Origin of the sequence: uncultured Enterovirga sp., from assembly GCF_964242715.1 — a bacterium.
Taxonomy (GTDB): domain Bacteria; phylum Pseudomonadota; class Alphaproteobacteria; order Rhizobiales; family Beijerinckiaceae; genus Enterovirga.
The window spans coordinates 1-25,020 of record NZ_CAXTAZ010000045.1 but is presented as its reverse complement, the minus strand read 5'-3'; the positions used below and the strand labels follow the sequence as shown (position 1 = coordinate 25,020).

Below are 25,020 nucleotides of genomic sequence, written 5' to 3'. Positions count from 1 at the left end.
CATGGCCTGCGAAGCCTTTGCCGGCCGTAAACGAGACGTCGCGACTTGAGAGAAGTGTGTCCGCGGTAGAAGGGGTGGAGACGTGCCCAAGGCTGAGACGTGCCGGAACAGGTTGGCGCAATGTTAAGACCTGCCGGGGCATCTTTGGCCGGAGCGCCCGTCGGGCGCGGACCGGAGCAGCGGCGTGTCGGCATCTCTCGATGGTGCATTCAAGAGAGGCCTCGCGCGCCTGAGTGAGTGGCGGGATAGCCGGGGCACGGTCGCCGTCCTGTTCGCGCTCTCGATTGCTCCCATGACGTTCCTGGTCGGGGCGGCGGTCGACTATTCGGGTGCCTCGAACCTGAAGGCCCATCTTCAGCGGGCGACCGACGCCGCCGGTCTTCAGCTCTGCCAGGTGAGCGGGAATCCCACGGAGTCGCAGCTCCTCGTCGAAGCGAACAAGATGCTGCCCGGCTACCTGGGCACGACCGCCTACACGGTCGAGTCGCTGACCCTCTCCAACAACCCGCGCTCGGTCGACATCACCACCAAGGCCATGTTCCCGACCGCCATCGTAAAGGCCTTCGGGACCCGGTTCGCTCAGGTCCCGGTCGAGGCCCATGCTAGATGTTTCGGGGAACCGCAGACCTTCGAGATCGCCTTGGTCCTCGACAACACGGGATCCATGTCGGCCTCCGCCGGGGCGCAGACGAAGATCGAGGCGTTGAAGTCCGCCGCCACCTCCTTCGTCAACTCGGTCTATTCGAGCTCGGTCATGGCGACGGGGACGAAGATCTCGATCGTCCCCTTCGCTGCCGCCGTGGCCGTCAACCCGTCGACCTATCGGAACGCGAGCTGGATCGATCAGGCCGGCAACGCGACGCATCATTGGAATTTCGTCCAGGGCGGAACGACCGCGGCCCGCGCAGTCGGGGCGACCAACCGCTTTGTGGCCTTCGACCAGCTGAAAACGGCGCATTTCTCTTGGGACTGGGCGGGCTGCCTCGAGTCCCTGACCTATCCTCTGAATGTCCGCGACGGCACGCCGACCCCATCAGATCCGAACAGTTACTTCGTGCCCATGCTGGCCCCCGACGAGAGCGGCGCCGGCGGCGAACTCGCGCACAAGGATGCGGCGGGAAACTACGTCATCTCGACGAACAGCTATATCGACGACCAGAGCGGGAGCGGCTCGTGCCCCGCCACCACCGACGAGAACGCTCGTTTCGGACGACCCTGCAAGTACGTCGAAATCCGCAATGCCAGGACGAGCAACGGCGCGTACACGACGGGTCCCAATGCGAGCTGCACGACGAGGCCCTTGACCCGCCTCACCTCGAACACTGCCACCCTGCTGTCCGAGATCTCCCAGATGCAGCCGAACGGGAATACCGATATCCACGAGGGTTTCATGTGGGGATGGCGCACCGTCTCCCCGTCCAGCGTGTTCGCGAGCGACGCGGCGGCCTACAACAAGGCGAACAACAACAAGGTCATCGTCCTGATGACCGACGGAGACAACACCTGGACGTCGAATCCGACGAGCCCGTCCGCGAAATCCCTCTACTCCGCCTACGGGTACTTCCGGAATGGCGACGGGATCGGCCCGAATAGCCGTCTCCCGCCGGCCAACGCCAACCCGACCAGCGATGCGCATGCGCGCGCCGCCATGGATGCGCTGACGCTGGAGGGGTGCCGCAACGCGGCGACGTCCCCGAGCAATGTCGTCGTCTATACGGTCGGTTTCAGCGCCACGGGCTCTCCGATCAGCCAGCAGAGCATCGACATGCTGCGCACATGCGCCGGCTCGGCCGATCGCGCCTACGTGGCGAACGATTCAACCGCGCTCCAGGCCGTCTTCAAGAAAATCGCAGCCGATATCGGCGCTCTCAGGCTGACGAACTGAGAAGCGCCGTCTCGGCTTCCGGCCGCGGAGCGGCGGCGCCCGAGGAGCCCGGATTCTGCCTCAGTCGGAATACGGGTACGTGCCCGTCGAAGCCATCGAGTTCGTGCGACCCGAGCGGCTCGGGATCGCCCCAGAGGTGGTCGGCGAAGGCCCGGGACATCAGGAGGGGCTCGCCCAAGACCTTGTTCAGTCGCGCGATCCTTGAGGCGAGATTGACGTCGGGTCCGATGACCGTGAAGTCGAGCCGAGTCCCGGACCCGACATTGCCGTAGGCGGCCTCGCCGTAATGGAGCGCGATCCCGGCGCCGATGGTCTCGGGAAACAGATCCTCTGCATTTCCCTGATCGAGCCGGACGAGCGCATTGATGGCGGCATTCAAGGCCGCCTGCGCGCTCCCGCCGGTATCGTCGCCCCGGTCGCGGAAGATCGCGAGCAGGCCGTCCCCCATATATTTCAGCACCTCGCCGCCCTCCTGTTCGATCGGCGGGACCAGGCAGTCGAAGAAGCCGTTCAGAAGCTCGACCGCCGCCTCGGGCGACAGGGCGGAGGTGATGCGGGTGTAGCCGCGCATGTCGGCGAAGAGGATCGCCGACCGGATACGGCTGACCTGTCCACGCCGGATCGCGCCGGACAGGATCGCCCGATGAGGCTCGTCGCCGACATAGATCCGAAGGACGTTGTCCAGGCGCTGATTGACGGACCGCATCTCGATTGCGGCCGCGAGGGTCGGCACGAGGAAGCGCAGGAGGTTGCAGGCCCGCTCGTCGAAGGCGCCAGCCTTCCGGGTCGCGAGCGTGATGCCGTTCTGCGTCCCGTTCGTGAAGACGAGCGGGATCGCGAGATATTGCCGGTACCCGGCCTCCTTCAGCTCGGGAATGATCCCGAAAGCGTCGTCCGCGGTCGCATCGAGGTCGAGATTCATCCATTCGCCGGTGCGCTGGACGATCGCGAAGGGCGAGCGGGCGAAGACATCGTCGGAAGCCTGTCCGTGCGGGAAGAGGCGGAAGCTCGATCCCTCGCCCCGGATCCAGATCCGGCCGATGCCGGAATATTCCGAGTGGAGGGCGTCGATCGCGGTCGTGAGACGGTCGACCGGGATCCCGAGCCCGTTCAGCCGTTCGGCGAAACCGGCCAGAAGTTCCTGGTGATCCGAGCGGGCGGCGGTGCCGAGGAGCCAATCCCGGATTCCGACCGCCTCGGGCAGGCAATCTCGCGGCACGAGGCAGACCTCGTTGCCATCGGCGAAGGAGCTGGGCGGCAGGCCCGAGGAGGGCGGGGCCGCCGAAGGTTCAGGGACGGACATCCGCGTCGTGTGAACCCCTGATCGGGATGGCGCAAGCGCGAGCCCGGACCGCGCGAGCGCGGCGGAATCCGGCTTGCGGGAGAATCTTGCCGAATCGGCGACGCGATCCCGGAACGACTCCGCCCGAAAGGAGTCGTTGAGTCGGGGCCGTTAGTGTGTGGCCGCGCGTACGGAGTTCCTCGATGGCGGCACGTTCGAATTGGAAGGGCTATCTCAAGCTCTCGCTCGTCTCCTGCCCGGTGCAATTGTTTCCGGCGACCTCCACCAAGGACCGGGTCGCCTTCCATCTCCTCCACCGCGAGACCGGCAACCGCCTGCGCCGGAAGCTGATCGATCCGGAGACCGACGAGGCGGTCGAGAGCGAGGATCAGGTCAAGGGCTACCAGGTCGCCAAGAACGAATACGTCCTGGTCGAAGAGGACGAGATCGAGAAGGTCGCGATCGAGTCGAGCCACACGATCGACATCGAGGCCTTCGTACCCCGTGACGAGATCGACGAGGCCTATCTCGACACGCCCTATTATCTGTCGCCCGACGGCAAGATGGGTGAGGAAGCCTTCGCTGTCATCCGCGAGGCGATGCGGGAGAAGAACGTGGTCGGCATCGGCCGCGTGGTGCTGTATCGCCGCGAGCGCCCGATCCTGCTCGAGCCGCGCGGCAAGGGCCTCGCCGCCACGACCCTGCGCTACAAATACGAGGTGCGGGACGACGAGGATTATTTCGACGGCATCAAGGATGTCGAGGTGCCGGAGGAGATGCTCGATCTCGCCACACACATCATCGGCCGCAAGCTGGCCCATTTCGATCCGGGCAAGTTCGAGGATCGCTACCAGAACGCACTGCTCGAGTTGATCGAGGCGAAGCGCGAGAACCGGCCCGTCAGCAGCCCGGCCGCAAGTGCGAAACCCAGCAATGTCGTGAGCCTCATGGACGCCCTGCGGAAGAGCATCGCGGGCGATGCGGAGGCTACCGGCGGCAAGCCCGAGAGCGGCCGCGGCGAAGAGACCGCGGCCGAGGTTGCCAAGCCGGCACGGAAGAGCGCTGCCCGCCCGGCGGAGAAGGCGGCACTGGCCGCGAAGGCCGCCGCCAAGGTGTCATCCGCGAAACCGGCGACCGCAAAAGCCGAGGCGGCCAAGCCGGCCGCGAGCGCAGCGCGACGGGCGCCGGCGAGTTCCGGCCGCTTGCGGCGCGCCGGCTGAGGCCTATTCGGCGACCGCCCCGTAGACGAGGCTCCGGAACGTGTCGCGGCAATAGTCGCGCCGGCCCGGGGCCTGGACCATCAGGATCGCATAGAGCTGCTCGGCCGGGTCGTACCAGAAGTTCGTCCCGGCAAGGCCGAGCCAATAGGCATCGCCCGCGGAACCCGGAAAGGGCGCGTGACCGGCTGCACGCCGGACCGCGAAGCCGAGGCCGAAACCGTAGCCCTCCGGCAGGAGAGCGGATCCGCTTCGGACGTCCGGCGCGAGATGGTCGGCCATCATGAAGCGGAGCGTATTCGCCGATAGGATGCGGGCCCCGTCCAGTGTTCCGCCGCTCGCGATCATATGTAGGAAGCGCGCGTAGTCCGCTGCGGTCGAGACGAGGCCACCGCCCCCATTCTCGAGCGGGGGCGGGCGGGTGACATCGAGGACCTGCACCGGCTCGCCGGAATCGGGATCGACCGGGAACGGCTCGGCGATGCGGCCGTGGTAGTCCGGCGGCACGTGGAACCCGGTTTCCATCATCCCGAGCGGGGCGAAGAGGCGCTCCGCGAGATAGGCACCGAGCGTCTGGCCGGACACGATCTCGATCACGCGGCCGATGACGTCGGTCGAGCGGCTGTAATCCCAAGAAAGTCCCGGATGCGCGAGGAGCGGCAGCCGGGCGAGAACAGCGGCCTGCTCCGCGTTGGTCTGCGTCCGCCGGCCCGCCCCCGCGGCCAGATAGGCGTCCGTCACGGGCCCCGGCACCAGCCATTCATAGGTCAGTCCCGACGTGTGTCGCAGGAGGTCGTGGATCGTGATCGGCCGGGAGGCCGGAACGGTGTCTCCCGAGGCGGTCGCGACCACCATCTCCGAGAAGGCCGGGATATGGGCGGAGAGCGGATCGGCGAGGGTGAGACGCCCCTCTTCCACCAGCATCATCAGCGCGACGGAGACGATGGGCTTCGTCATCGAATAGATGCGGAACAGGGTGTCGAGCTGCATCGGCCCGTCGCCCTGGGGATCGCGCCGTCCATAGGCCTTGAACAGGACGACCCGCCCGCGACGCGCAACCAGCGCCACCGCGCCCGGCAGGATCCCTCTTGCGATATCCGCCTCGAGCCGGAGGCCGATGCGACCGAGCCGCTCGCGCGACATGCCGACATCCTCGGGCCGGGCCAAAGCGAGGGTATCGGAGATGGCAGCCGCGTCGGGGATCATCGTCGAGGTCTCTCAGGCCGCCGCCGGGGCCGGTCGGAGGACGGCCGGCCGGAAGGTGAAGCGCATGATCAGGAACAGGATGATCGCCTGGTTCACCACATTCCAGGCGACGCCGTTGCCGAATGCGGCGTGGTACGAGCCGGTGAGGTCGAAGATCCAGCCCGAGAGCCAGCCTCCGAGTGCCATCCCGACGAGCGTCGCCGCGATGCACATCCCGACCCGCTGGCCGGCTTCGCTCGCCGGAAACAGCTCCCGAACGATGATGGCATAACTCGGCACGATCCCGCCCTGGAACAGCCCGAACAGGATCGAGATCACGTAGAGCGAGGCGAGGCTGTCGAAGAGCATGTAGAGGACGAGCGCCACGCATTGCAGGGCGGATCCGACGAGCAGCGTCAGGAGGCCGCCGATCCGGTCCGCCACGAAGCCCGATGCGACGCGCGAGATGATGCCGAAGCCGAGCATCAGGGACAGCATCTCGGCCCCCTTGGCGGGCCCGTAGCCGAGGTCACCGCAATAGGCGACGATGTGGACCTGAGGCATCGACATCGCGACGCAGCAGCTGATCCCGGCAATCACGAGCAGGGTCTGCACGAGGCCGGGCCGCAAGCCGGCGGACGGCTGTATCTCGGCCCTCGCGGCACCTGACCCAGCGACCGGCGGCAGCGAGGGAAGCGGCCGCGTCGGGTGACGGCCGAGCGCCAGCGCCAGCGGCAACAATGTGCAGAGGCATACGGCGCCGACGCACATCAGCGTCTGGCGCCAGCCGATCGCTCCGATCAGATGCTGGACCACCGGCGGCCAGATCGCGCCCGCGACGTAGTTGCCGGACGCCACGATCGCGACCGCGATCCCGCGCCGCCGGATGAACCAGAAGGAGATGTCGGCCATGATCGGCCCGAAGCTCGCCGAGCAGCCGATCCCGATCAGGAGCCCGTGGACGAGCGCGAAGGTGGCGAGGTTGGGCGCCAGGCCGGACAGCACGAAGCCGAGCGCGAGAAGTGCGCCGCCTCCGAAGGACACGGGCACGATGCCGAACCGGTCCGACAGCCGGCCGAGCATCATCCCGCCGGCCGCGATGCCGATCATCAGGAGGGTATAGGGGAGGGAGGCGGCGCTGCGGTCGACGCCGAATTCCGCCTGGACGGCGGGCAGCGCGACGACGACGCACCACATCCCGGACCCGCCGACGGTGACCATCGCAACCGCGATGGCGAGGCGCAGCCAGGAGGCCCGCCCGTCCGGCTCTGGCCGAAGGTCGCGCGACGTCTCGCGCGCCGCGGAACCCGGCTTGGCCCTTCCCCCCATCATCATGGCGTCGTCTGACACTCGCGTTCTGCGGTCGGACTATCAGAGCGGGCGGCGGCTTGCGAGAGAGGCCGGTGCAGGTCGGATCGGCCTGGGGCGGGACGCAGGCGCCCTCCGCTACATCTCCGAGGCATCCTGCTCATGCGCCTTCTCGATCTCGGCCCCGACGGCCTCGATCGAGGCCCCGGCCTCGATCCGCTTCCGGATATCCTGCAGACGCGTCAGCTGCTGCACGATCTCTGGGATGTGATCGAGATTCTCCATCAATCGCCAGACGTAGACCAGGATGGCGAAGATATCGCCGGTCTCAGTCGTCGGCAGGAAGGTCGCACGCGCGATCACGGCCATGAAGACGATGATCGAGAGAACCTCGATGATCGTCCAATTGATCGCTGCGGCATCGGACAGCTTGATGCGCCATTGCCGTAGCAGCGTAAAATGCTGGTTGATCCTCTGCTCGTCGTTTTCTTCGATCAGATCGACTTCGTGTTCGAGTTGGTCGTTGAGCTTGGCGTTCAGCATGGCGGAGCGCCGGCTGTAGCCCCGATTGATAAGGTAGACGGGCAGGAACAGCGATGCCGTGATCGCACCGATCGTCATGTCGTAGAAGAACAGGATGACGGCGGAACCCACGATCCCGACGAGGGAGGTCAGGATGGTCGGGACGTCCTTCTCGAAGAAGGTCACGAAGTCGCGCGACATGCTCGAACGGGCGGCGACGTCGCTCGTCCTGACCCCGGCCGAGCGCTGGCGCGTGATCGTGGCCGTGACGATGTTGTTGTACACGACCGTATAGAGCCGCGTGTCGTACATCTGCCGGAAGCAACCGATCGCGCCCCGCAATGTCCAGGCGACCACGATGGGCAGGATATAGACGTATTGATGTGCGATCAGCCCGTCGATCGCGAGCCCCGTTGCCCACGGATAGGAGAGTTCGAGCAGGTCCTCGAGGAAAATCAGCCCGTAGGTCAGCGCGATGCGCGGCCGGAAGGGCCGGACGGCCTCAAGCGCCGACAGCGGTCTCGGGGAAGGGGAGGCCATGCGGCGGGTCTCGAAGGAATGCCCGGGCGTCATAGCGGGCTCTGCCCGGGATGCAATCGCATCCGACCGGGCTCGCTTCGCGAATCTAGGTCCATGCGAGAGCAGACCGGGCCGATTCGCCTCACGGCTCCCAAATTGCTTGGCCCCGCGCGGGGCGGTACAGGGTTGGGGTGTCCTGGCTCTCCAAACGCCGAACTGCCCGCGCGGCCGAAATCCTGCCGTCAGGCGACACGCTCGCGCTCGTGCGGCGGTTGTGGCGCGAGTGGCTGAGGCCCCACGCGCGCACGCTGTCGCTCGTGATGGTCCTGATCGTGCTCGTGGCAGCCTCGACGGGCCTCTATCCGGTCCTGATCAAGGCCGCTTTCGAGGCGTTCTCGAACAGGTTCGGGACTGGCACGCCGATCAAGATCAATCTCGGTTTCGCCCGCTGGTTCATCGAGCGGCGGGACGCGATCCTGTACGGGCCGCTCTTCGTGATCCTGATCACCTCGATCAAGGGTTTCGCTCTCTACGCACTCACCCTCCTGACGAACCGGGTCGTGACCCGGATCGAAGCCGACATGCAGAGCGCCCTCTACGCGCACCTGATCGACTCGGACGTCGCGCAGCTGAACCGGGAAAGCCCCGCTGCGCTCACCCAGCGCTTCACGACCGACTTCGCCTTCATCAAGGAAGCTCTGACCCGGCTCTCGACGGTGTTCTTGCGCGAACTCGCCACCATCACGGCGCTGATCGCGGCGATGTTCCTGATCGATCCGGCCCTGACGCTGGTCGCCGCGGCCGTGGTGCCGTTCATCGCCCGCCCGGTCGCACGGATCGGCAAGAAGCTCAGGCGGAACTCGACCTCGACCCAGGAACAGATCGGGCAGATGGCCGGCCTCGTCTCCGAGAGCCTGGCCGGGGCCCGGATCGCGAAGAGCTACGGGCTGGAAGGCTACCTGAAGGGGAAGGCGAAGGCCTCCTTCGATGGCGTGCGGCGGCTGAAGATGAAATCCGCCAATGCCCGAGCCCGTCTCGACCCGCTCCTCGAGGCCGGAGGCGGGCTCGCGGTTGCGGCCGTCCTGGCGATCATCGGCTGGCGCATCCTGGACGGGCGCTCGACGGTCGGCGACTTCGCCGGCTTCGTGACCGCGCTCATCATCGCGGCGCAACCCGTGCGCGCGCTCGGCAACCTCAACGCCATCATCCAGGAGGCCGCGGCCGCCCTGAAACGCTATTTCGCCGTGATGGACGAGCGGCCCGAGATCCGCGACCGGCCCGGCGCCGTTCCGCTCGTGGTCGGGCCGGGCGAGGTCCGTTTCGAGGATGTCCGCTTCCACTACCGCGACGGCGTTCCGGCGCTCGACGGCGTCAGCCTCGAGGTCCCGGCCGGCCGCGCGACCGCGATCATCGGCCGCTCGGGGTCCGGGAAGTCGACACTTCTGTCGCTCCTGCCTCGCCTCTACGACGCGAGTTCGGGCCGCGTTCTCGTCGATGGCCAGGACGTCCGGGAGGTCACGCTCGCGAGCCTGCGAGCCTCGATCGCGCTCGTCACCCAGGACGTCGTCCTGTTCGACGACACGGTCGCAGCCAATATCGGCTTCGGCCGACCGGCTGCCACCCGGGACGAGATCGTGGCCGCGGCGACCTCCGCGGCTGCCCATGGGTTCATCTCGGCACTGCCGCAGGGCTACGACACCAAGCTCGGGCCTGGCGGGGCGCGGCTGTCCGGCGGCGAGCGCCAGCGCCTCTCGCTCGCCCGCGCCTTCCTCAAAGATGCACCGATCCTCCTTCTCGACGAGGCCACGAGCGCGCTCGACGCCGAGGCCGAGACGCAGGTCCAGGCCGCGATCCGGACCCTGATGCGAGGCCGCACGACGCTCGTCATCGCGCATCGGCTTTCGACGGTGCGCGACGCCGACGTGATCGTGGTCCTCGATTCCGGCCGCATCGTCGAGACCGGCACGCATGCGGCGCTCGGCAGGAATGGCGGCCTCTATGCGAGGCTCCAGCGGCTGCAGCTCCTCGGCGAATTGGAGCCGGATTCGGAGGCTGAGCCGGTACGGGTCGCCGGGGAGTAGCGGAGCTATTCCCGCCGGATCAGGCGGTCGGCGATCAGCGTCGACCAGAGGGTCGGCCTGAAGTCGCGGGCCAAAGCCTCCGGATCGTAGATACGGGCCGCCCACTCGCCGAACGGCAATCGGGCAGCTTCCCCCTCGCACTCGTAGGCGTCCAGAAAGGCGTCCAGGATCCCGGTCTTCGCATGCCGGAAATGACCGAACCGGAGCGCGAGCTGTCGCCGCGCCTCGGCAACCGTCGCCCCCCTGCGGAGGATCATGTAGAGCGCCGCGAAGAGACCGGCGCGGTCCGCTCCGGACTTGCAATGGACGAGGGCCGGATACTCGATCTCGCCGAGGAAGGACTCGAGCCGTTGAACCACCTCCCGGTCGGGCGCCTCGCGCGACCGGAGCACGAAATCGACGAGGGCGACGTCATGGCGCTCGCAGGCCTCACGCTCGAGCGGCCACGATCCGTGTTCCCGGCCGCCCCTCAGATTGACGATCGTCCGGAGGCCGGAGCGGGCCAGGCGCGCGATCTGTCCGGGGCTCGGCTGCGACGACCGCCAGAGCTCGTCCGACACCCGGTCGCGATTCGGATAGACGATCCGAAAGAGGCCATGATCCACGAACAGCATGTTCGCCCAGGCATGCGCGCGGTCGAGCCGGCCTCCGATGGCGCGGTCCCAGCGCGCGATGCGGGCCATACGTCGCGCATAGCGGGTCTCGGGTTTTAGGAGTTTGTTAAGCACGATGACCGGACGATAACGGCAGCAGATGTGTCGGGGAGCGGGTCTCGAGCGAGCCGCGCTCTAGCAGCCAAGGTTCCGCCCGGCAATGGCGGCGCCCGGAGTTGCGGCCCGGTGACATCGCATCGGGCATCGGGGGACGCGCGCGATTGCTGGCCTCGAACTTGCTCGGTTTGGGGAGGATGGAAGGCCAGGGTCGTCTCACACCGGGAGGTTGCGGGTACGCCATGACTGCGATCACGATCAGTGTCCGTCGGGCGCGCTCGGAAGACGCCGCCGACCTCTCCACGGTCTTCGACGCCACCTGGCGCGAGGCCTATCAGGGCATTCTGCCGGCCATCGCGCTCGAACGGATGATCGGCCGCCGCGGCCCGCGCTGGTGGCTCGCCACCATCGGACGGGGTCGCCCGCTCGTGGTGCTCGATGTCGGCGACAAGGTGGTGGGCTATGTCTCCTACGGCCGTTGCCGGGACCGGTCGCTTCCTGCGGACGGAGAGATCGACGAACTTTATCTCGCGCCCGAATATCAGGGGCTCGGCTTCGGCAAGCGGCTCTTCAAGGCGGTCCGGAACGACCTGGACGACCGCGGCGCGAAGCGGGTAGCCGTCTGGTGCCTCGCCGACAACGAGCGCGCCTGCGACTTCTATCGGCACATGGGCGGTCGCATGATCGCCGAGACGAACGAGCGGTTCGGCGGATCCAGCCTGACGAAGAGTTGCTTCCTGTTCCGCTGAGTTCGCTTGTGGTCGGGACAAGGTCCCGATAGAGCGAAATATTCAGGGAGAACGGGCGGATGCGCCTCGAAGCAGTCAAGACGGGGCACAATCCCCCGGACGACGTGAATGTGGTGATCGAGGTCCCGATCGGGGGCGAACCGATCAAATACGAGATGGACAAGGAAGCCGGGACGCTCGTCGTCGATCGTTTCCTCTACACGTCGATGCGCTATCCCGGAAATTACGGCTTCATCCCGCACACGCTGTCGGGCGACGGTGACCCCTGCGACGTGCTCGTGGCGAATACCCGGGCGATCGTCCCGGGCGCGATCATCAACGTCCGGCCGGTCGGCGTTCTCCTGATGGAGGATGACGGCGGCCAGGACGAGAAGATCATCGCGGTCCCGACCAACAAGCTGACCCGCCGCTACGAGAAGGTCGCGGGCTACACGGATCTTCCTTCGATCACGATCGACCAGATCGAGCATTTCTTCGGCCATTACAAAGACTTGGAACCCGGAAAATGGGTCAAGATCATCCGCTGGGGCGACGCCGACGAGGCTCGCCGGCTGATCCTGGAAGGGATCGAACGCGCCAGGGCCCATTCGCTCTGACCGGGAGCCGTCGAACTGTCGGCTACGATCGCGGTAATCAACGGAGCCTCGTGCTGTCGTCCAATTTTTTCACGTAGGCGTAGCCGGTTCTCGTGTGCGCGCGGACCGTCGTGAACCGGACGCAAGCCTCGGCAACGTGCGTCTCGAGCGAGATAATGGGGCAGCCGGTTGTTCCCGAGACAGAGAGAGTCTATCTCAAATTGTAGTGTTGCGTGTCTCGTCGGGTGCCTGATGACCCTGTTGCATATGGTCGAACTCGGGGCCTTGGCCTTGAGCGTGGGTGCCGCCGTCTTCATGGCTGCGCTGTTCCTTCCGGCGATGACCCAGGATGAGGGGGACGACTGGCGCGGTATCTGACGCGACTCGTTCCCTGCCCCCGCGTCATCGCGGCCATCGTCTTCCGACCCGCCATCCGCGACGCGCCTGTTCGGCCAGCTGAAGCGCTCATGCAGCAAGGGTTCAGGTCGTCGGCTGTAACGCACGGATCCGTAAAGGATCGATCGTGCCAGACATGCCGACATATTGGGTTCAGGTATTCGAGCGCGCGGAGGGTCGCGTCGTGCCGAGCCGTCGCATTCCGGTGAGCGGACAGGCGGAAGCCCGCGCCACCGCGGCCGCCATGTTCCCGACGGTTCCGGCGGCTGCCGCGCTCTGCCTCGTGTCCGACGACGACGGCCGGATCTGCACGACGACGATCATCGCGGCCTTCGGTGACGTCCCGCACGATTATCCCGAGACCCTGCTCCAGGCGTAGCGGCCGCCGGCTCAGGGATCCCGACACTCTGGTGCTGGCGGAGGCAATCACGATCGGGCCTTGGTGCCGGACCTCGAGCGCATCCGCTCGGCCTGGCTCTCCCGCATAGACTGCCACCGAAGCCGATCACGAAAGGAGCTAGACGTGCCTGATCAGCCGGGCCAGGCTCCGTGGCGTGTGACGAACGGCAACTGAGCAGTCGCCGACAGACAAGGGGGTGAGAGGTGGGGCAGTTGGCCGGATCATCCACGGGTGCTGATCGCCTTCACTGTCTTGGCCGGCATCGTCATCGCCATCGTCGCTTTCACGGCGGACAATCTCACCAAGCGCGAGGCCGCCGAGCGCATCATGGCCGCCGATGAGCCGTGCCGGGCAGCCTTCGTGAAGGCCCTCGATCTGCGGATGGGGGCAGAGGGCAAGGTTGCCGAGTTCGTCGAGGCCAGCAGGTCGGGGGAAGCGACCTGCCGCGCGGCTTTCAAGCGCCTCGACGAGATCACGATCTTCATTCCCGGCAAGGGAAGGGGCGCCGAGGCGAGAGAGAGAAAGACGCCATAGACGCGTGCGCCTCTCTGTCACTGGTGCGAGCCAGCTTGCTTCTGTTCTTCGGGAACTCGTCTCAGGACAAGGCTCGTCCCCAGGACCTCGATGCGGAACTCGAGAGAAGCGAGAGCGCTTGTCAGCGCAGCTTCAGCCGGCTTGCTTAGCCGGCTCCGTTGCTTCGGCAAGGGGCAGCCCTTGGAGGAACGCCTCGAATTCGGCATGAAGGATCACGGTCGCAGCGCTGATCTTCACGGCGGTGATCAGCTCCGAACATCTCGGCCGCCTGATTGGGAACCGCGCCGAAGGCGGCCTGTTGATCGAGCTGGTTGGGTTCGCTACCCGCACAAGGAACGCGCAATGAGAGCCATCCGTATTTGGGCTGCTGCCTGTGCCATCATGCTGGGCGCTCAAGGCGCCGCCAAAGCACAGCAGGATACCGTCGCCACCGGGACCCAGGGAGTCTTCGTCCCTCGCTCCGGCCAGGAAGGCAAAGATGTCGTCTGGGTGCCCACCGAACAGACGCTCGTCGACCGCATGCTCGATATGGCCGGGGCCAATGAGGCGGATTACGTCATAGATCTGGGATCAGGCGATGGGCGGACCGTCATCACCGCAGCAAAGCGCGGCATCAAGGCACTCGGCGTGGAGTATGACGCCCGAATGGTCGCCCTATCCCGGCACAATGCCGCCGTTGCCGGCGTGTCGGACAAGGCGCAATTCATCCAGGGCGACATCTTCGAGACGGACTTCAAGCAAGCGACCGTCTTGACCCTGTTTTTGTTGCCTGACCTCAATCTGCGCCTGGTTCCGTCCATCCTGGCGATGAAGCCGGGCACGCGCGTGGTGTCCAATACCTTCACCATCGGAGATTGGACGCCGGAGGAATCCATCAACGTTGGCGAGGGATGTAGCAGCTTCTGCCGGGCATACAGGTGGGTGGTGCCCGCCAAGGTCGGTGGGACTTGGCAGGTGCCCGGAGGCGAACTCAAGTTGACGCAGCGTTTCCAGATGGTGACGGGAACGCTGTCGGCGAACGGCGAGGCTGTCCCGATCAGCGAAGGACGCTTGAACGGAGCCGAGATCACCTTTCTTGCGGGACAGGCACGCTATTTCGGGACGGTGAGCGGAACGCGCATCGAGGTGAAATCCCCGAACGGCGGTACCCAGACCTGGACGGGCGTTCTCGACGGATCGTGATCACCTCGGGCGGGATCCCCAAGCGGAGGTTCATCCCACTCGATGAGGCCGGGGAAGGTAGTGGCGACCCCGGCTGGGCTCGAACCAGCGACCTGCCGCTTAGAAGGCGGCTGCTCTATCCAGCTGAGCTACGGAGTCTTGCGCGCGCTCATCTAGCAAACCGGGTTCCGGGTGTCACCGAAGACCTGCTGAGCCTCGGACACGGCAGGTGGCCCGGAACACGCAAGCGGTGGGCGCCGGATCAGGCCGGAGAATGTTCGGGATGAGTGCACCGAGTGCCGGGGCCGGCAGCCCGGCCGTCAGAAAACTGGACGCGGCGGAGGCAGAGGCCCGACTTGCGGATCTGGCGGACATCCTGGTCGACGCGGTCGCCTGTGGGGCGTCGGTCAACTTCATGGCCGGCTTTTCGCGGGACGAGGGCCAGGCCTTCTGGCGGGCGCAGGTCGCCGGGATCGCCTCGGGAGAGAAGCGGCTCCTGGTCGCCGAGCAGGGCGGCCACCTCGTCGGGACCGTGATCCTGACCTTGGCGTCTCAGCCGAACGGCTCGCACCGCGCCGAGATCGGGAAGATGCTGGTCCTGTTCTCGGCCCGCCGCCAAGGCGTCGGCCGCCGCCTTCTGGCGGCCGCGGAGGCAACAGCGCGCGAAGCCGGCCGCACGCTCCTCCTGCTCGATACCGAGACCGGCAGCGCCGGCGACAGGCTCTACCGGAGTTGCGGCTGGACGGAGTTCGGCCGGGTTCCCGACCACGCCTTCCAGCCGGGCGGCCGCCTCGCGGATACGAGCTTCTTCTACAAGATCCTCGAGCCCTCGACCTGACGCCCGGTCAGGCGCTGGGCACGCGGACAGGCTGGCGGTCCGTCGAGCCCGCCGACTCGTCCATCCGGTCAGGAGCCCCGGCCGCCTTGGCCTCGCGGCGGCGGCGATGGAGCACGAACTCGGTATAGCCGTTCGGCTGGTCCCGGCCCTCGAAGACGAGGTCGCAGGCGGCCGCGAAGGCCGGGCCTTCGAAGCCGGGCGCCATCGGCCGGTAATCCGGATCGCCGCTATTCTGCCGGTCGACCACCTCGGCCATCCGGCGCATCGTCGCCATCACGGTGTCGCGGTCGACGACGCCGTGATGGAGCCAGTTCGCGATATGCTGGCTTGAAATCCGGAGCGTGGCCCGGTCCTCCATCAGCCCGACATCATGGATGTCCGGCACCTTGGAGCAGCCGATCCCTGAATCGATCCAGCGCACGACATAGCCGAGGATGCCCTGGGCGTTGTTGTCGAGTTCCTCCTGCACGGCGTCCGGCGCCCAGTTCGAATTCGCGACCGGGATCGTGAGGATGTCGGCGAGCTTCGCCGGCTCGCGCGAGGCGAGTTCGCGCTGGCGGGATGCCACGTCGATCTCGTGATAATGCAGGGCATGCAGGGTCGCGGCCGTGGGGGAGGGGACCCAGGCCGTGTTGGCGCCGGCCTTCGGGTGGCCGATCTTCTGGGTCAGCATCTCGGCCATGGCGTCCGGCATGGCCCACATGCCTTTGCCGATCTGCGCCTTACCGACGAGCCCGCAGGCGAGGCCGACATCGACGTTGTTGTCCTCGTAGGCCCGGATCCAGGGCGTCTGCCGCATCTCGTTCTTGCGGATCATCGGGCCGGCTTCCATCGAGGTGTGGATCTCGTCGCCGGTGCGATCGAGGAAGCCGGTATTAATGAACACCACGCGCTCGCGCGCTGCCCCGATGCAGCTCTTGAGGTTCACGGTCGTGCGCCGCTCCTCGTCCATGATGCCCATCTTCATCGTGTTGCGGGCGAGGCCGAGCAGGTCCTCGACACGGTCGAAAAGCTCAGCCGCGAAAGCCACTTCGTCCGGACCGTGCATCTTGGGCTTGACGATGTAGACCGAGCCGGCGCGGCTGTTCCGGATGGGCCCGGTGCCTTTGAGGTCATGGATCGCGATGAGCGCGGTCATGGCCGCGTCGAGGATCCCCTCTGGGATCTCCTCCCGGCCTTGCGTCACGGCATCGGTGAACATGTGGTGGCCGACATTGCGGACCAGCATCAACGAACGGCCGGGGACGGAGACCTCGCCGCCGTCCGGCGCGAGGTAGGTCCGGTCGGGATTGAGGCGCCGCTCGATCGTGCGGCCGCCCTTCTCGAGCGTCGCCGTGAGGTCGCCCCGCATCAGGCCGAGCCAGTTGCGATAGACCTCGACCTTGTCGTCGGCATCGACCGCGGCGACGGAATCCTCAAGGTCCATGATCGTCGTGATCGCCGATTCGAGAAGGAGGTCGGCCATTCCGGCCGGGTCGTCGCGCCCGATCTGGTGCGAGCGGTCGATCCGGATCTCGAGATGCAGGTTGTTGTGCCGCAGCAGGATGGTCGCCGGGGTGGCCGGGTCGCCCGTATAACCGATGAAACCCTCCGGCCGGGCGAGCGGGGTCGTGTGGCCGCTGCGTAGCTTCGCAGTCAGCATCCCGTCCTCGACGGCATAGCCGACGACCTCGGCATGCGGGGCCTCCGCGAGCGGGGCGGCGCGATCCAGCGCTTCGCGGGCCTTCGCGATCACCTTCGCGCCGCGCGCCGGATTATAGCCGCCGCCGCGGGTCGCGCCGCCCTCCTCGGAGATGGCGTCGGTGCCGTAGAGTGCGTCGTAGAGCGAGCCCCAACGGGCGTTCGCGGCGTTGAGCGAATAGCGGGCGTTCGAAATCGGCACGACCAGCTGGGGGCCCGCGATGGAGGCGATCTCCGGGTCGACATTCCCGGTCTCGACCGAGACGGGTCCGGGATCGGGGAGAAGATAGCCGATCTCGGTCAGGAAGCGTTGGTAGGCGGCGGGATCGGAGGCGCGACCGCCGGCATCCCGGTGGTAGCGGTCGATCTCGGCCTGGAGCCGGTCGCGGAGCGCGAGGAGGTCGCGGTTCCGGGGCGCCAGGTCGGCGACGATGCGCGCGAAGCCGGACCAGAATCGCTCGGGCTCAATTCCCGTACCGGCCACGGCCTCCTCCGACACGAACCGGTGCAGCACCTCCGCAACCCGCAATCCCGCCACCTCGACCCACCGCATCTCGTTCGTCTCCATCCCGTTGCGCACCCTTAGCGGGCCCGCGGGGCGATCGGCACCCGAAATCGTACGACTTCCCCGGATGTTATGCCGGATCACATTGTTTTGTGCGCGACCCTACAAAAGCTTCGGACGCTTCCCATGTCTTCTCCGTGGCCGTTTCAACCGGCCTCCTTGCAGAGGGGACCACCACGTGAACGACCAGGAAAAACAGATCATCGCCGACATCTTCAAGCGGCTGGAACAGACTGCCGGGCAGACGCGCGATCCGGATGCCGAGCGCTTCATCGCAGAGAAGGTGAGGGCGCAGCCCTACGCGCCTTATGCCATGGCGCAGGCGCTCTACGTCCAGGAAGAGGCGCTGAAGAGCCTCAACCAGCAGATCGAGGAACTCCGTGCCGAGAACGAGCAGCTCCAGCGCTCCGCGTCGTCGGGCGGCGGCGGGATCCTGTCGTCGATCTTCGGCGGTGGTGCGCGCCAGCAGCCGGCCGCCGCTTCGTTCGGTGGACAAGGCGCCCAGCGCGGCTACGGGCAGCAGCAGGGCGGCGGTCAGCAGCAGCCCGGCTACGCGTCGCAACAGGGCGGACCCTGGGGCGGCCAGCCTCAGCAGGGTGGACCGTGGGCCGGCCAGCCGCAGCAGCAGGCGCCTGCCGGCGGCGGCTTTCTGCGCGGTGCGCTGACGACGGCAGCCGGCGTCGCCGGCGGCATGGTGGTCGGCAGCGCTCTGATGAACGCCTTCTCGGGCGGCAGCCACTCGACGCTCGGCAGCCTGTCGAATACCGACATGTCTTCGATGGGCTTCGGTGACGCGCTCGGCGGCGGCGCCGGGGGCGGATACCAGGACGCTTCCTTCGGTGACGGCGGCGGCGTGTTCGGCGGCGGCGGCGCAGGCGGCGTGCAGGACGCGTCGTTCGGCGACGGCGGCGGTGCCTTCGGAGACGGCGCCAGCGTACAGGACGCGAGCTTCGACGATGGCGGCTCCGACCTCGGCGGCGGCGACGACAGCTGGACCTGACGCCGCTTCAACGGCACTGATCGAGACGTGGACGGCCGGGCTTGCCCGGCCGTTTTCGCGTCTAGATCACGCGCACGCGTGTGCCGACCCGCACACGGGCGTAGAGGTCGGTCACGTCCTCGTTCATCATCCGGATACAGCCGGAGGAGACATCCTGCCCGATCGTATGCGGCTCGTTCGTGCCGTGGATCCGGTAAAGCGAGGACCCGAGATAAAGCGCCCGGGCGCCGAGCGGATTTCCCGGACCACCTTCCATGTGGCGCGGCAGGTCGGGCCTGCGGGCCAGCATCTGTGGCGGCGGCGTCCAGCCCGGCCATTCGCGCTTCGCCGTGACGGTCTTCATGCCGGCCCAGGTGAAGCCCGGCCGGCCGACACCGATGCCGTAGCGGATCGCCTGCCCGCCCGGCTGCACATGGTAGAGGAATCGGGAGGGCGTATCGACGACGATCGTGCCGGGGGCGTCGGGACCGTCATAGGCCACGGTCCGACGCCGGTAGATGGGGTCGGTCTCGCGGCGGACGACCGCCTCCGCCGGGTATGACGCCGGGAGGCCGGCGAGGAGAGGATCCGGGGCGTGACCGAGCAGGGCGCTCCGCGGCGCTGCCCGGACGGCTTCCTGGCCCGTCATCAGGAGTTCCAAGAAGCCGCCGCCATACTGGCCGCCTCGCACGGATTGGCGCGGCAGGCCTTGGGCGAATGCCGGGGTTGTCGCTGCGGCAAGAACGCAGCCGAGCGCCATCGTCCAGGTGAGACGTGTCATGGGGAAAGTCCGTCGCGTGACCGATGCGAGGCCGATGGCCTGCGCAGGCTCACGATCTCCGACCCGCCTGACGGGTTGGTGAAGGTGCGGCGTCTTCCGGCCCTGGGTCGGCATCGCTGGGCCGGAAAGTCGAGAGAGGGTTAGCAGGAGCTTTCGCCACGGCTGCGAAACGCCGTTCGGCACGGAGGGCTTTCAGCAACTCGCAAGGTTCGACGCCTAGGGTCGCTTGCCACTCACCCCTTGGGCCGCCATGCCGTCTGCGCTGAAATCCTTCCGGATCGAGCACCGAGACACCGTGCTCGGCGAGGCGCAGGTGGAGGCGAGCGGTGGCGCGGCAGTCGGTTGCCCACCGCACGCGTGCCGTCATCGGGTCGATGCCGAGCGCCTGTCCGCCGAACTCACGGCCATGCGGGAGGCGATCTCCGCGACGAAGCGCGAGGTGTCCGATCTCCAGCGTTTCCCCGCCACCGGCGGCATTCATCGGGCCGCGTGCGAACTCGACGCCGTCTCGGCCGCGACGGAACGGGCCACGACGACGATCCTCGGCGCGGTCGAGGAGATCGAGTTCTCCGCGAATCTGATCAAGACGGGAGGCGCGGAGCGCCGGGGCGAGCCGGCCGACGTCATCCTCGACCGCGTGCTCGTCCTCTACGAGGCCTGCAATTTTCAGGACATCACGGGGCAGCGTATACGCAAGGTCGTGACGGCGTTGAAAGTCGTCGAGGAGCGTGTCGAACGCATGATCGCCGTGTGGGGTCAGGCCGCGTCCCCGTCACCCGATGTCTCGCCCCTTCTAAACCGCCCGGCTGCTCTCCTCAGCGGGCCCTGTCTGCCCGGGGAGGCCGGGCACGTCTCCCAATCCGATGTCGACGCCTATTTCAGCTGAGCGCTGAGCCCGGGTCTCGGCGCGCATCCGGCATGCGGCGCATCCGGGCGGTCAGATAGCCTCGCGCGCCGGCGACGTCGAAGGCGAGGGCGAGGGCGCCATAGATGGCGGCGCCGGCCACGATCTGCGGTCCGAGAAGCCAGGCCGGGGCCGCCCATCCCCGCGTCGGCCACAGACAAGCGGCCATGATCGCGGCCGCGAGACAGGACAAGGCTAGGTCGCGCCATGGCAGGCGGCCGCCCGTCGCGACCGCTACCGCGGCCAGGATGACGAGCCCGCCTGTCATGCCGGCCAGCTGGGCTGCCGCAAAGCCCTGCGGCCCGGCGAGGGCCGGCCAGCCGAAGACGATCGCGACATTGATGAGAAGTGCCGCGAGCGCCGCCGCGACCACTGGCGTGGTCCGCCGCCTGAGCTGGAAGACAGGGTTCAGCGCGTATTGCACGAGCGCGAAGGCCGCGAGCGTCGGGATCATGAGCCGCATCGTCTCCCCGAGCCGCCCCTGGAAGGCCGCGGGGATGAACAGGGCCTCGAAGGACGGCCACACGGCCCAAAGGCCGACGGCCGACGGGATCACGACGGCGGCCACGATGCCGGCATTGCGCTCCACCTGCGCGTCGGCCGCCTCGCGTCCGTGCAGCTCCTCGGCCCGGACCGCGAGCTGAAACAGGACGAGATCGAGCGCCGCCCCGAGATTCTGGAAGAGGCGCGTCACGAGTTCGCTCGCGAGCGAGAAATACCCCGCCTCCGTAAAACCCTCGCGTCCGGCCAGGATGGTCCGATTGAGGAGCGGCAGGAGCTGGTAGAAAGCGCTCGCCGCGACCAAGGGCAGGGCATAGCGGGCGAAGGTGAGGGCGAGGTCGCGCCGAAAGCCCGCATCCGGCGGCGGCGCATCGTGCAGCCTGCGCCGGACGACGAGGATGGGCAGAAAGGCCGAGAGCGCGGCTCCGGCCAGGACCAGCGCCGGGTCCGCCGTCGCGAGCGCGGCCCCGGCCGCGAACAGGAAGCCGAACAAGGCGCGCAGCAGCCCGAGGAGCGCATAGGGCCGCTCGAGAAAACGGGCGCGGGCCAAAGCCATCCGGTACTCGCAGAAGCCATAGGCGAGACCGCAGGCCGAAGCCGCCGCGAACAGGCTTGCCGGGAGTCCGAGGTCGAAGCCGAACGCGATCACGCCGGCCGTGACGGCCGCGAGAGCCGCCCCGGTCACCAGATAGGCGCGGTTCAGCGTGACCCGCACCGCAGGCTCGGCCGTCCGGACCCGCTCGGAATAGAAGCGCGTCGTCGACAGGCGCAGCCATTCGAACAGGACCGTGTTGATCACGAGCGTGACCGCGAGCCCGATCGCGTAGCGCCCGAACCCGTCGGGCCCGAGCAGCGAGGCAAGGATCAGCGACAGCGCGAAACTGAGCGCAGCGTTGACGAGGAAGATGGCGACGAGGATCATGCTTTTGCCGCGTAGGGGCGTGACCCACGCTAGCCGGCCACGGCTCAGAAAGCCTTAAGCACCGGTCGCGACGCTCTCAGGCCGCCGCTCCGCCAGTCTGTTCTTCGGCAAGCCATCCCCCCCGCGAGCGCCCGCGTCGACACGGAGGAGCCCGGGCGCTAAGCGCGGGACGGCAGCAGGGCGGAGGGGGCGAGGGTGGCCGAAGATCGGGCGGATGCCTCCAGAGGGGCGACGATGCGTCAGGCATCTGCCGACAGGTGCGGCCCTTGATCGAGCAAGGTCCGGAGCCGGACCTGGCACCGACCCCGTCTCCCTGGGCCCTGTTTCTCGGCTTCATGCGGATCGCGGCGCTCTCCTTCGGCGGCGTGCTGCCATGGGCGCGATTCGTCCTCGTGGAGCGCCGTCGCTGGATCACCTCCCAGGACTTCACCGACACGCTCGCGCTCTGCCAGCTGCTGCCCGGACCCAACATCGTCAACATGTCGGTCGCGATCGGGGCCCGCTTTCACGGACCTGTCGGGTCGCTGGCCTCCATCACCGGCCTGATGGCTTTGCCGGTCGTGATCGTCCTGGTGCTGGCGACTCTCTACGGCCAGTATCAGGAGGTGCCGGCCGTCGGCCGGGCCCTTGCCGCGATGGCGGCCGCGGCGGCGGGCCTCGTGACCGCCATGGCGATGAAGATGGCGGAGCCTCTGCTGCGACGCCGGTTCTGGCAGAGCGCGCCCTTCATCGCGCTGACCTTCGCGGCCGTCGCGATCTTTCGGCTGCCGCTTCTCCCGGTCGTCCTCTGCCTCGCACCGCTCGCGGTCGCGGCCGGATGGCGATCCCGATGACCGCGGCCCTGCTCGCCAAGCTCGGCTGGCGCTTCTTCATCATGGCCTTCCTGGCCATCGGCGGCGCCAATGCCGTCGTTCCCGAGATGCAGCGCCAGGTCGTCGAGATCGAGCGTTGGATGTCGGCCGGCGAATTCGCCGCCTTGTTTGCCATCGGCAACGCCGCGCCCGGTCCGAACGTCCTCATCGTCACGCTGGTCGGATGGCGGGTCGCCGGGATCGCCGGCGCGCTGGTTGCGACGCTCGCCATGGTGGTGCCGACCAGCCTTCTCACCTACGCGGTCTTCAGGGTCTGGGACCGCCTGAAGGATGCGGTCTGGCGTCGTCCCGTCCAGAACGGGCTGTCGACCGTGACGGTCGGGCTCGTCGCTGCGACCGCCTGGCTGCTGGCCTCGGCGACGGATGTCAGTCCGTTCCTGGCTTTGGTCACGGCGGCGACGGCCGCCTTGTCCTATTTCACGCGACTGAACCCGCTCTGGGCCTTCGCGGCGGCGGCGGCACTCGGGGCGGCCGGCCTCGTCTGACGGCAGGTCAGCCGCGCGGCGGCCGGGCGGCCGCGTCGAAGATGAGGCAGGTCTCGGTCCCGTGGGCGAGGAGGCGGCCTTCGGCGTCGCGCAGATAGCCCTCGGAGGTGGCGACCGTACCGCCCCGATGGACGATGCGACCCTCGCATGTGAGTTCGCCCGACCCGGGCAGGATCGCCCGGACGAGATGCACCTTGAGTTCGAGCGTCGTGTAGGCCTGGCCGGCCTTCAGACACGAGTGCACCGCGCAAGCCATGGCACTGTCCAGGATGCCCGATGTCCAGCCGCCATGGACCGCGCCGAGCGGGTTCAGGAAACGGGCGTCGGGGCGGCCCGTGAAGACGGCACGGCCGTCGGCGACCTCGGTCAGGATGCAGCCGGTCGTGTCCGCGAAGGGTGGCTTTGGATGGCGCCCGTCGATCAGCCCCTGCAGCAAAGCGAGGCCGCTCTCCCGCAGAACGACGTCCCGCGCTACGATCCCGACCTCGCCGCCCATGACCGACCGCCTCCATCAAAGCGGGCATATACGCCTTTCACGAAGGGCCTCGTCAACGTCCTGGCGTTGGATCGGGCCGGCTTCGCCGCCTGGACTTGAAGATGTCCGTGAACGCCCCGATAGAAGGTGGAATGCAGTCGAGGCACGCCGCTTCCTGCGGGATTTCATTGCGAACCTCTTGACGAGGACAGGGCCGCGGCCTAACTCGGCGCCAGCCCTGGCACTCGCAGGTCGCGAGTGCCAATTCGAGGCGAGCGGCCTGGCCGCGCTGAATCCCTATTCCAAGAGGCTACGCATGAACTTTCGCCCTTTGCATGACCGCGTCGTCGTTCGGCGCATCGAGAGCGAAGAGAAGACCAAGGGCGGCATCATCATCCCGGATACCGCCAAGGAGAAGCCGCAAGAGGGCGAGATCGTCGCCGTTGGACCGGGCGCCCGGGACGAGAGCGGCAAGATCAACGCGCTCGACGTGAAGGCCGGCGACCGGGTTCTGTTCGGCAAATGGTCCGGCACCGAGGTCAAGATCGACGGCGAGGACCTCCTCATCATGAAGGAATCCGACATCATGGGCATCGTCGAAGGCGGCGCGGCTCTCAAGAAGGCCGCGTAAGCAGGCCTCCCGGCCGCATCAGCCTGCGGCCCGATCCGGCACCCGCGTCATCCCGAGGAGCCGGCGCAGCCGGCATCTCGAAGAGCCTGCCCCGGACTTGATCCGGGGACGCACCAACCCTCTCGCCTGCTTCGAGACGCGCCTGTCGGCGCTCCTCGGCATGCGGGCCTAGTCCAACCGAGGTTACATCATGGCAGCCAAAGACGTACGTTTCTCCACCGACGCCCGGGACAAGATGCTTCGCGGCGTCGAGATCCTGGCCGATGCGGTCAAGGTCACCCTCGGCCCCAAGGGCCGCAACGTCGTGATCGAGAAGAGCTTCGGCGCTCCGCGCATCACCAAGGACGGCGTGACGGTCGCCAAGGAGATCGAGCTCTCCGACAAGTTCGAGAATATGGGCGCCCAGATGGTGCGCGAAGTCGCTTCGAAGTCGAGCGACCTGGCCGGCGACGGCACCACCACGGCGACGGTGCTCGCCGCCTCGATCGTCCGTGAGGGCGCGAAGTCGGTCGCGGCCGGCATGAACCCGATGGACCTGAAGCGCGGCATCGACCTCGCGGTCGCGGCCGTCGTCAAGGACATCGGCGAGCGCGCCCGCAAGGTCGCGTCGTCGGAGGAAGTCGCCCAGGTCGGCACGATCTCGTCGAATGGCGACAAGGAAATCGGCCAGATGATCGCCGAGGCGATGCAGAAGGTCGGCAACGAGGGCGTGATCACGGTCGAGGAGGCCAAGACCGCCGAGACCGAACTCGACGTCGTCGAGGGCATGCAGTTCGACCGTGGCTATCTCTCGCCCTATTTCATCACAAACGCCGAGAAGATGGTCGCCGAGCTCGAGGATCCCTACATCCTCATCCACGAGA

At 67.4% G+C, this 25,020-nt stretch carries 25 protein-coding genes and 1 tRNA gene; 16 read left to right on the top strand and 10 right to left on the bottom strand.

The genetic code is table 11. The features are described from left to right. The first annotated feature begins 184 nt into the window (after nt 1–184). Nucleotides 185–1,885, top strand: coding sequence for a pilus assembly protein TadG-related protein (locus tag ACFE87_RS19055; RefSeq protein ID WP_375461233.1), 1,701 nt, complete (start codon nt 185–187; stop codon nt 1,883–1,885). Here the strand turns inward: ACFE87_RS19055 and ACFE87_RS19050 are convergent. Next, nucleotides 1,869–3,188 (bottom strand): adenylate/guanylate cyclase domain-containing protein, encoded by a 1,320-nt coding sequence (locus ACFE87_RS19050; RefSeq protein WP_375461232.1) that lies wholly within the window; start codon nt 3,186–3,188, stop codon nt 1,869–1,871. The two genes, ACFE87_RS19055 and ACFE87_RS19050, sit on opposite strands and share 17 nt — an antisense overlap. 182 nt (nt 3,189–3,370) lie before the next feature. Between ACFE87_RS19050 and ACFE87_RS19045 the strand changes: the two genes are divergently transcribed. Then, on the top strand, nt 3,371–4,387 hold the full coding sequence (locus ACFE87_RS19045; RefSeq protein WP_375461231.1) for a Ku protein: 1,017 nt from the start codon (nt 3,371–3,373) through the stop codon (nt 4,385–4,387). Between the two features lie 3 nt (nt 4,388–4,390). On the opposite strand, the gene ACFE87_RS19040 is transcribed toward ACFE87_RS19045, so the two are convergent. From ACFE87_RS19040 to ACFE87_RS19030, 3 genes are all read right to left on the bottom strand, one after another. Continuing rightward, nucleotides 4,391–5,590, bottom strand: a complete 1,200-nt coding sequence (locus ACFE87_RS19040) for a serine hydrolase domain-containing protein (protein WP_375461230.1) — start codon at nt 5,588–5,590, stop codon at nt 4,391–4,393. Between the two features lie 12 nt (nt 5,591–5,602). After that, entirely contained in the window at nt 5,603–6,919 is a 1,317-nt protein-coding gene (locus ACFE87_RS19035; protein ID WP_375461229.1) for an MFS transporter, read from the bottom strand. A gap of 96 nt (nt 6,920–7,015) precedes the next feature. Then, nucleotides 7,016–7,939: an ABC transporter six-transmembrane domain-containing protein gene (locus tag ACFE87_RS19030; RefSeq protein WP_375461228.1), complete on the bottom strand. Its 924-nt coding sequence runs from the start codon at nt 7,937–7,939 to the stop codon at nt 7,016–7,018. A 170-nt stretch (nt 7,940–8,109) separates the two neighbouring features. Here ACFE87_RS19030 and ACFE87_RS19025 point away from each other — a divergent pair, with 170 nt between their 5' ends. Next, nucleotides 8,110–9,999, top strand: coding sequence for an ABC transporter ATP-binding protein (locus tag ACFE87_RS19025; protein ID WP_375461227.1), 1,890 nt, complete (start codon nt 8,110–8,112; stop codon nt 9,997–9,999). 5 nt (nt 10,000–10,004) lie between these two features. Here ACFE87_RS19025 and ACFE87_RS19020 read toward each other — a convergent pair whose 3' ends face one another. After that, nucleotides 10,005–10,727, bottom strand: coding sequence for a tyrosine-protein phosphatase (locus ACFE87_RS19020; RefSeq protein WP_375461226.1), 723 nt, complete (start codon nt 10,725–10,727; stop codon nt 10,005–10,007). A gap of 224 nt (nt 10,728–10,951) precedes the next feature. Between ACFE87_RS19020 and ACFE87_RS19015 the strand changes: the two genes are divergently transcribed. From ACFE87_RS19015 to ACFE87_RS18990, 6 genes are all read left to right on the top strand, one after another. Continuing rightward, a complete protein-coding gene (locus ACFE87_RS19015; protein ID WP_375461225.1) occupies nt 10,952–11,458 on the top strand; it encodes a GNAT family N-acetyltransferase in 507 nt (168 codons plus the stop codon). A gap of 59 nt (nt 11,459–11,517) precedes the next feature. Further along, a complete protein-coding gene (gene ppa / locus ACFE87_RS19010; RefSeq protein ID WP_375461224.1) occupies nt 11,518–12,054 on the top strand; it encodes an inorganic diphosphatase in 537 nt (178 codons plus the stop codon). 231 nt (nt 12,055–12,285) lie between these two features. Further along, entirely contained in the window at nt 12,286–12,411 is a 126-nt protein-coding gene (locus tag ACFE87_RS19005) for a hypothetical protein (RefSeq protein ID WP_375461223.1), read from the top strand. 145 nt (nt 12,412–12,556) lie between these two features. Continuing rightward, entirely contained in the window at nt 12,557–12,808 is a 252-nt protein-coding gene (locus ACFE87_RS19000; RefSeq protein ID WP_375461222.1) for a hypothetical protein, read from the top strand. A gap of 252 nt (nt 12,809–13,060) precedes the next feature. Then, the gene (locus tag ACFE87_RS18995) at nt 13,061–13,363 is read left to right on the top strand and encodes a hypothetical protein (protein ID WP_375461221.1); all 303 of its coding nucleotides are present in this window, start codon (nt 13,061–13,063) and stop codon (nt 13,361–13,363) included. Between the two features lie 342 nt (nt 13,364–13,705). After that, complete coding sequence (locus tag ACFE87_RS18990; RefSeq protein WP_375461220.1) at nt 13,706–14,545, top strand: class I SAM-dependent methyltransferase; 840 nt, start codon at nt 13,706–13,708, stop codon at nt 14,543–14,545. Nucleotides 14,546–14,606: 61 nt separating this feature from the next. On the opposite strand, the gene ACFE87_RS18985 is transcribed toward ACFE87_RS18990, so the two are convergent. After that, nucleotides 14,607–14,683: transfer RNA gene (locus ACFE87_RS18985), tRNA-Arg, on the bottom strand. Between the two features lie 124 nt (nt 14,684–14,807). Here ACFE87_RS18985 and ACFE87_RS18980 point away from each other — a divergent pair. Continuing rightward, nucleotides 14,808–15,362: a GNAT family N-acetyltransferase gene (locus ACFE87_RS18980; protein WP_375461219.1), complete on the top strand. Its 555-nt coding sequence runs from the start codon at nt 14,808–14,810 to the stop codon at nt 15,360–15,362. 7 nt (nt 15,363–15,369) lie between these two features. On the opposite strand, the gene ACFE87_RS18975 is transcribed toward ACFE87_RS18980, so the two are convergent. Continuing rightward, nucleotides 15,370–17,595 carry a malate synthase G gene (locus ACFE87_RS18975; RefSeq protein WP_375461218.1) on the bottom strand — a complete coding sequence of 742 codons (2,226 nt, stop codon included), beginning with the start codon at nt 17,593–17,595 and terminating at the stop codon, nt 15,370–15,372. A 190-nt stretch (nt 17,596–17,785) separates the two neighbouring features. Here ACFE87_RS18975 and ACFE87_RS18970 point away from each other — a divergent pair, with 190 nt between their 5' ends. Beyond that, nucleotides 17,786–18,607: a DUF2076 domain-containing protein gene (locus ACFE87_RS18970; RefSeq protein ID WP_375461217.1), complete on the top strand. Its 822-nt coding sequence runs from the start codon at nt 17,786–17,788 to the stop codon at nt 18,605–18,607. Nucleotides 18,608–18,668: 61 nt separating this feature from the next. On the opposite strand, the gene ACFE87_RS18965 is transcribed toward ACFE87_RS18970, so the two are convergent. Continuing rightward, nucleotides 18,669–19,367 (bottom strand): L,D-transpeptidase, encoded by a 699-nt coding sequence (locus ACFE87_RS18965; protein WP_375461216.1) that lies wholly within the window; start codon nt 19,365–19,367, stop codon nt 18,669–18,671. A gap of 226 nt (nt 19,368–19,593) precedes the next feature. Here ACFE87_RS18965 and ACFE87_RS18960 point away from each other — a divergent pair, with 226 nt between their 5' ends. Next, nucleotides 19,594–20,253 (top strand): chemotaxis protein, encoded by a 660-nt coding sequence (locus ACFE87_RS18960; protein ID WP_375461215.1) that lies wholly within the window; start codon nt 19,594–19,596, stop codon nt 20,251–20,253. Here ACFE87_RS18960 and ACFE87_RS18955 read toward each other — a convergent pair. Next, nucleotides 20,246–21,694, bottom strand: a complete 1,449-nt coding sequence (locus ACFE87_RS18955; RefSeq protein ID WP_375461214.1) for a lipopolysaccharide biosynthesis protein — start codon at nt 21,692–21,694, stop codon at nt 20,246–20,248. The two genes, ACFE87_RS18960 and ACFE87_RS18955, sit on opposite strands and share 8 nt — an antisense overlap. A gap of 266 nt (nt 21,695–21,960) precedes the next feature. Here ACFE87_RS18955 and ACFE87_RS18950 point away from each other — a divergent pair, with 266 nt between their 5' ends. Then, complete coding sequence (locus ACFE87_RS18950) at nt 21,961–22,527, top strand: chromate transporter (RefSeq protein ID WP_375461213.1); 567 nt, start codon at nt 21,961–21,963, stop codon at nt 22,525–22,527. After that, the gene (locus tag ACFE87_RS18945; protein ID WP_375461212.1) at nt 22,524–23,051 is read left to right on the top strand and encodes a chromate transporter; all 528 of its coding nucleotides are present in this window, start codon (nt 22,524–22,526) and stop codon (nt 23,049–23,051) included. Before ACFE87_RS18950 ends, ACFE87_RS18945 begins: the two co-directional genes overlap by 4 nt. A 7-nt stretch (nt 23,052–23,058) precedes the next feature. Here ACFE87_RS18945 and ACFE87_RS18940 read toward each other — a convergent pair whose 3' ends face one another. Further along, nucleotides 23,059–23,547 carry a PaaI family thioesterase gene (locus ACFE87_RS18940; RefSeq protein WP_375461211.1) on the bottom strand — a complete coding sequence of 163 codons (489 nt, stop codon included), beginning with the start codon at nt 23,545–23,547 and terminating at the stop codon, nt 23,059–23,061. 295 nt (nt 23,548–23,842) lie between these two features. On the opposite strand from ACFE87_RS18940, the gene groES reads away from it, so the two are divergent. Then, nucleotides 23,843–24,157 (top strand): co-chaperone GroES, encoded by a 315-nt coding sequence (gene groES, locus ACFE87_RS18935; protein WP_375461210.1) that lies wholly within the window; start codon nt 23,843–23,845, stop codon nt 24,155–24,157. 190 nt (nt 24,158–24,347) lie between these two features. Continuing rightward, on the top strand, nt 24,348–25,020 hold a 673-nt coding region (gene groEL, locus ACFE87_RS18930; RefSeq protein WP_375461209.1), incomplete at its 3' end, for a chaperonin GroEL.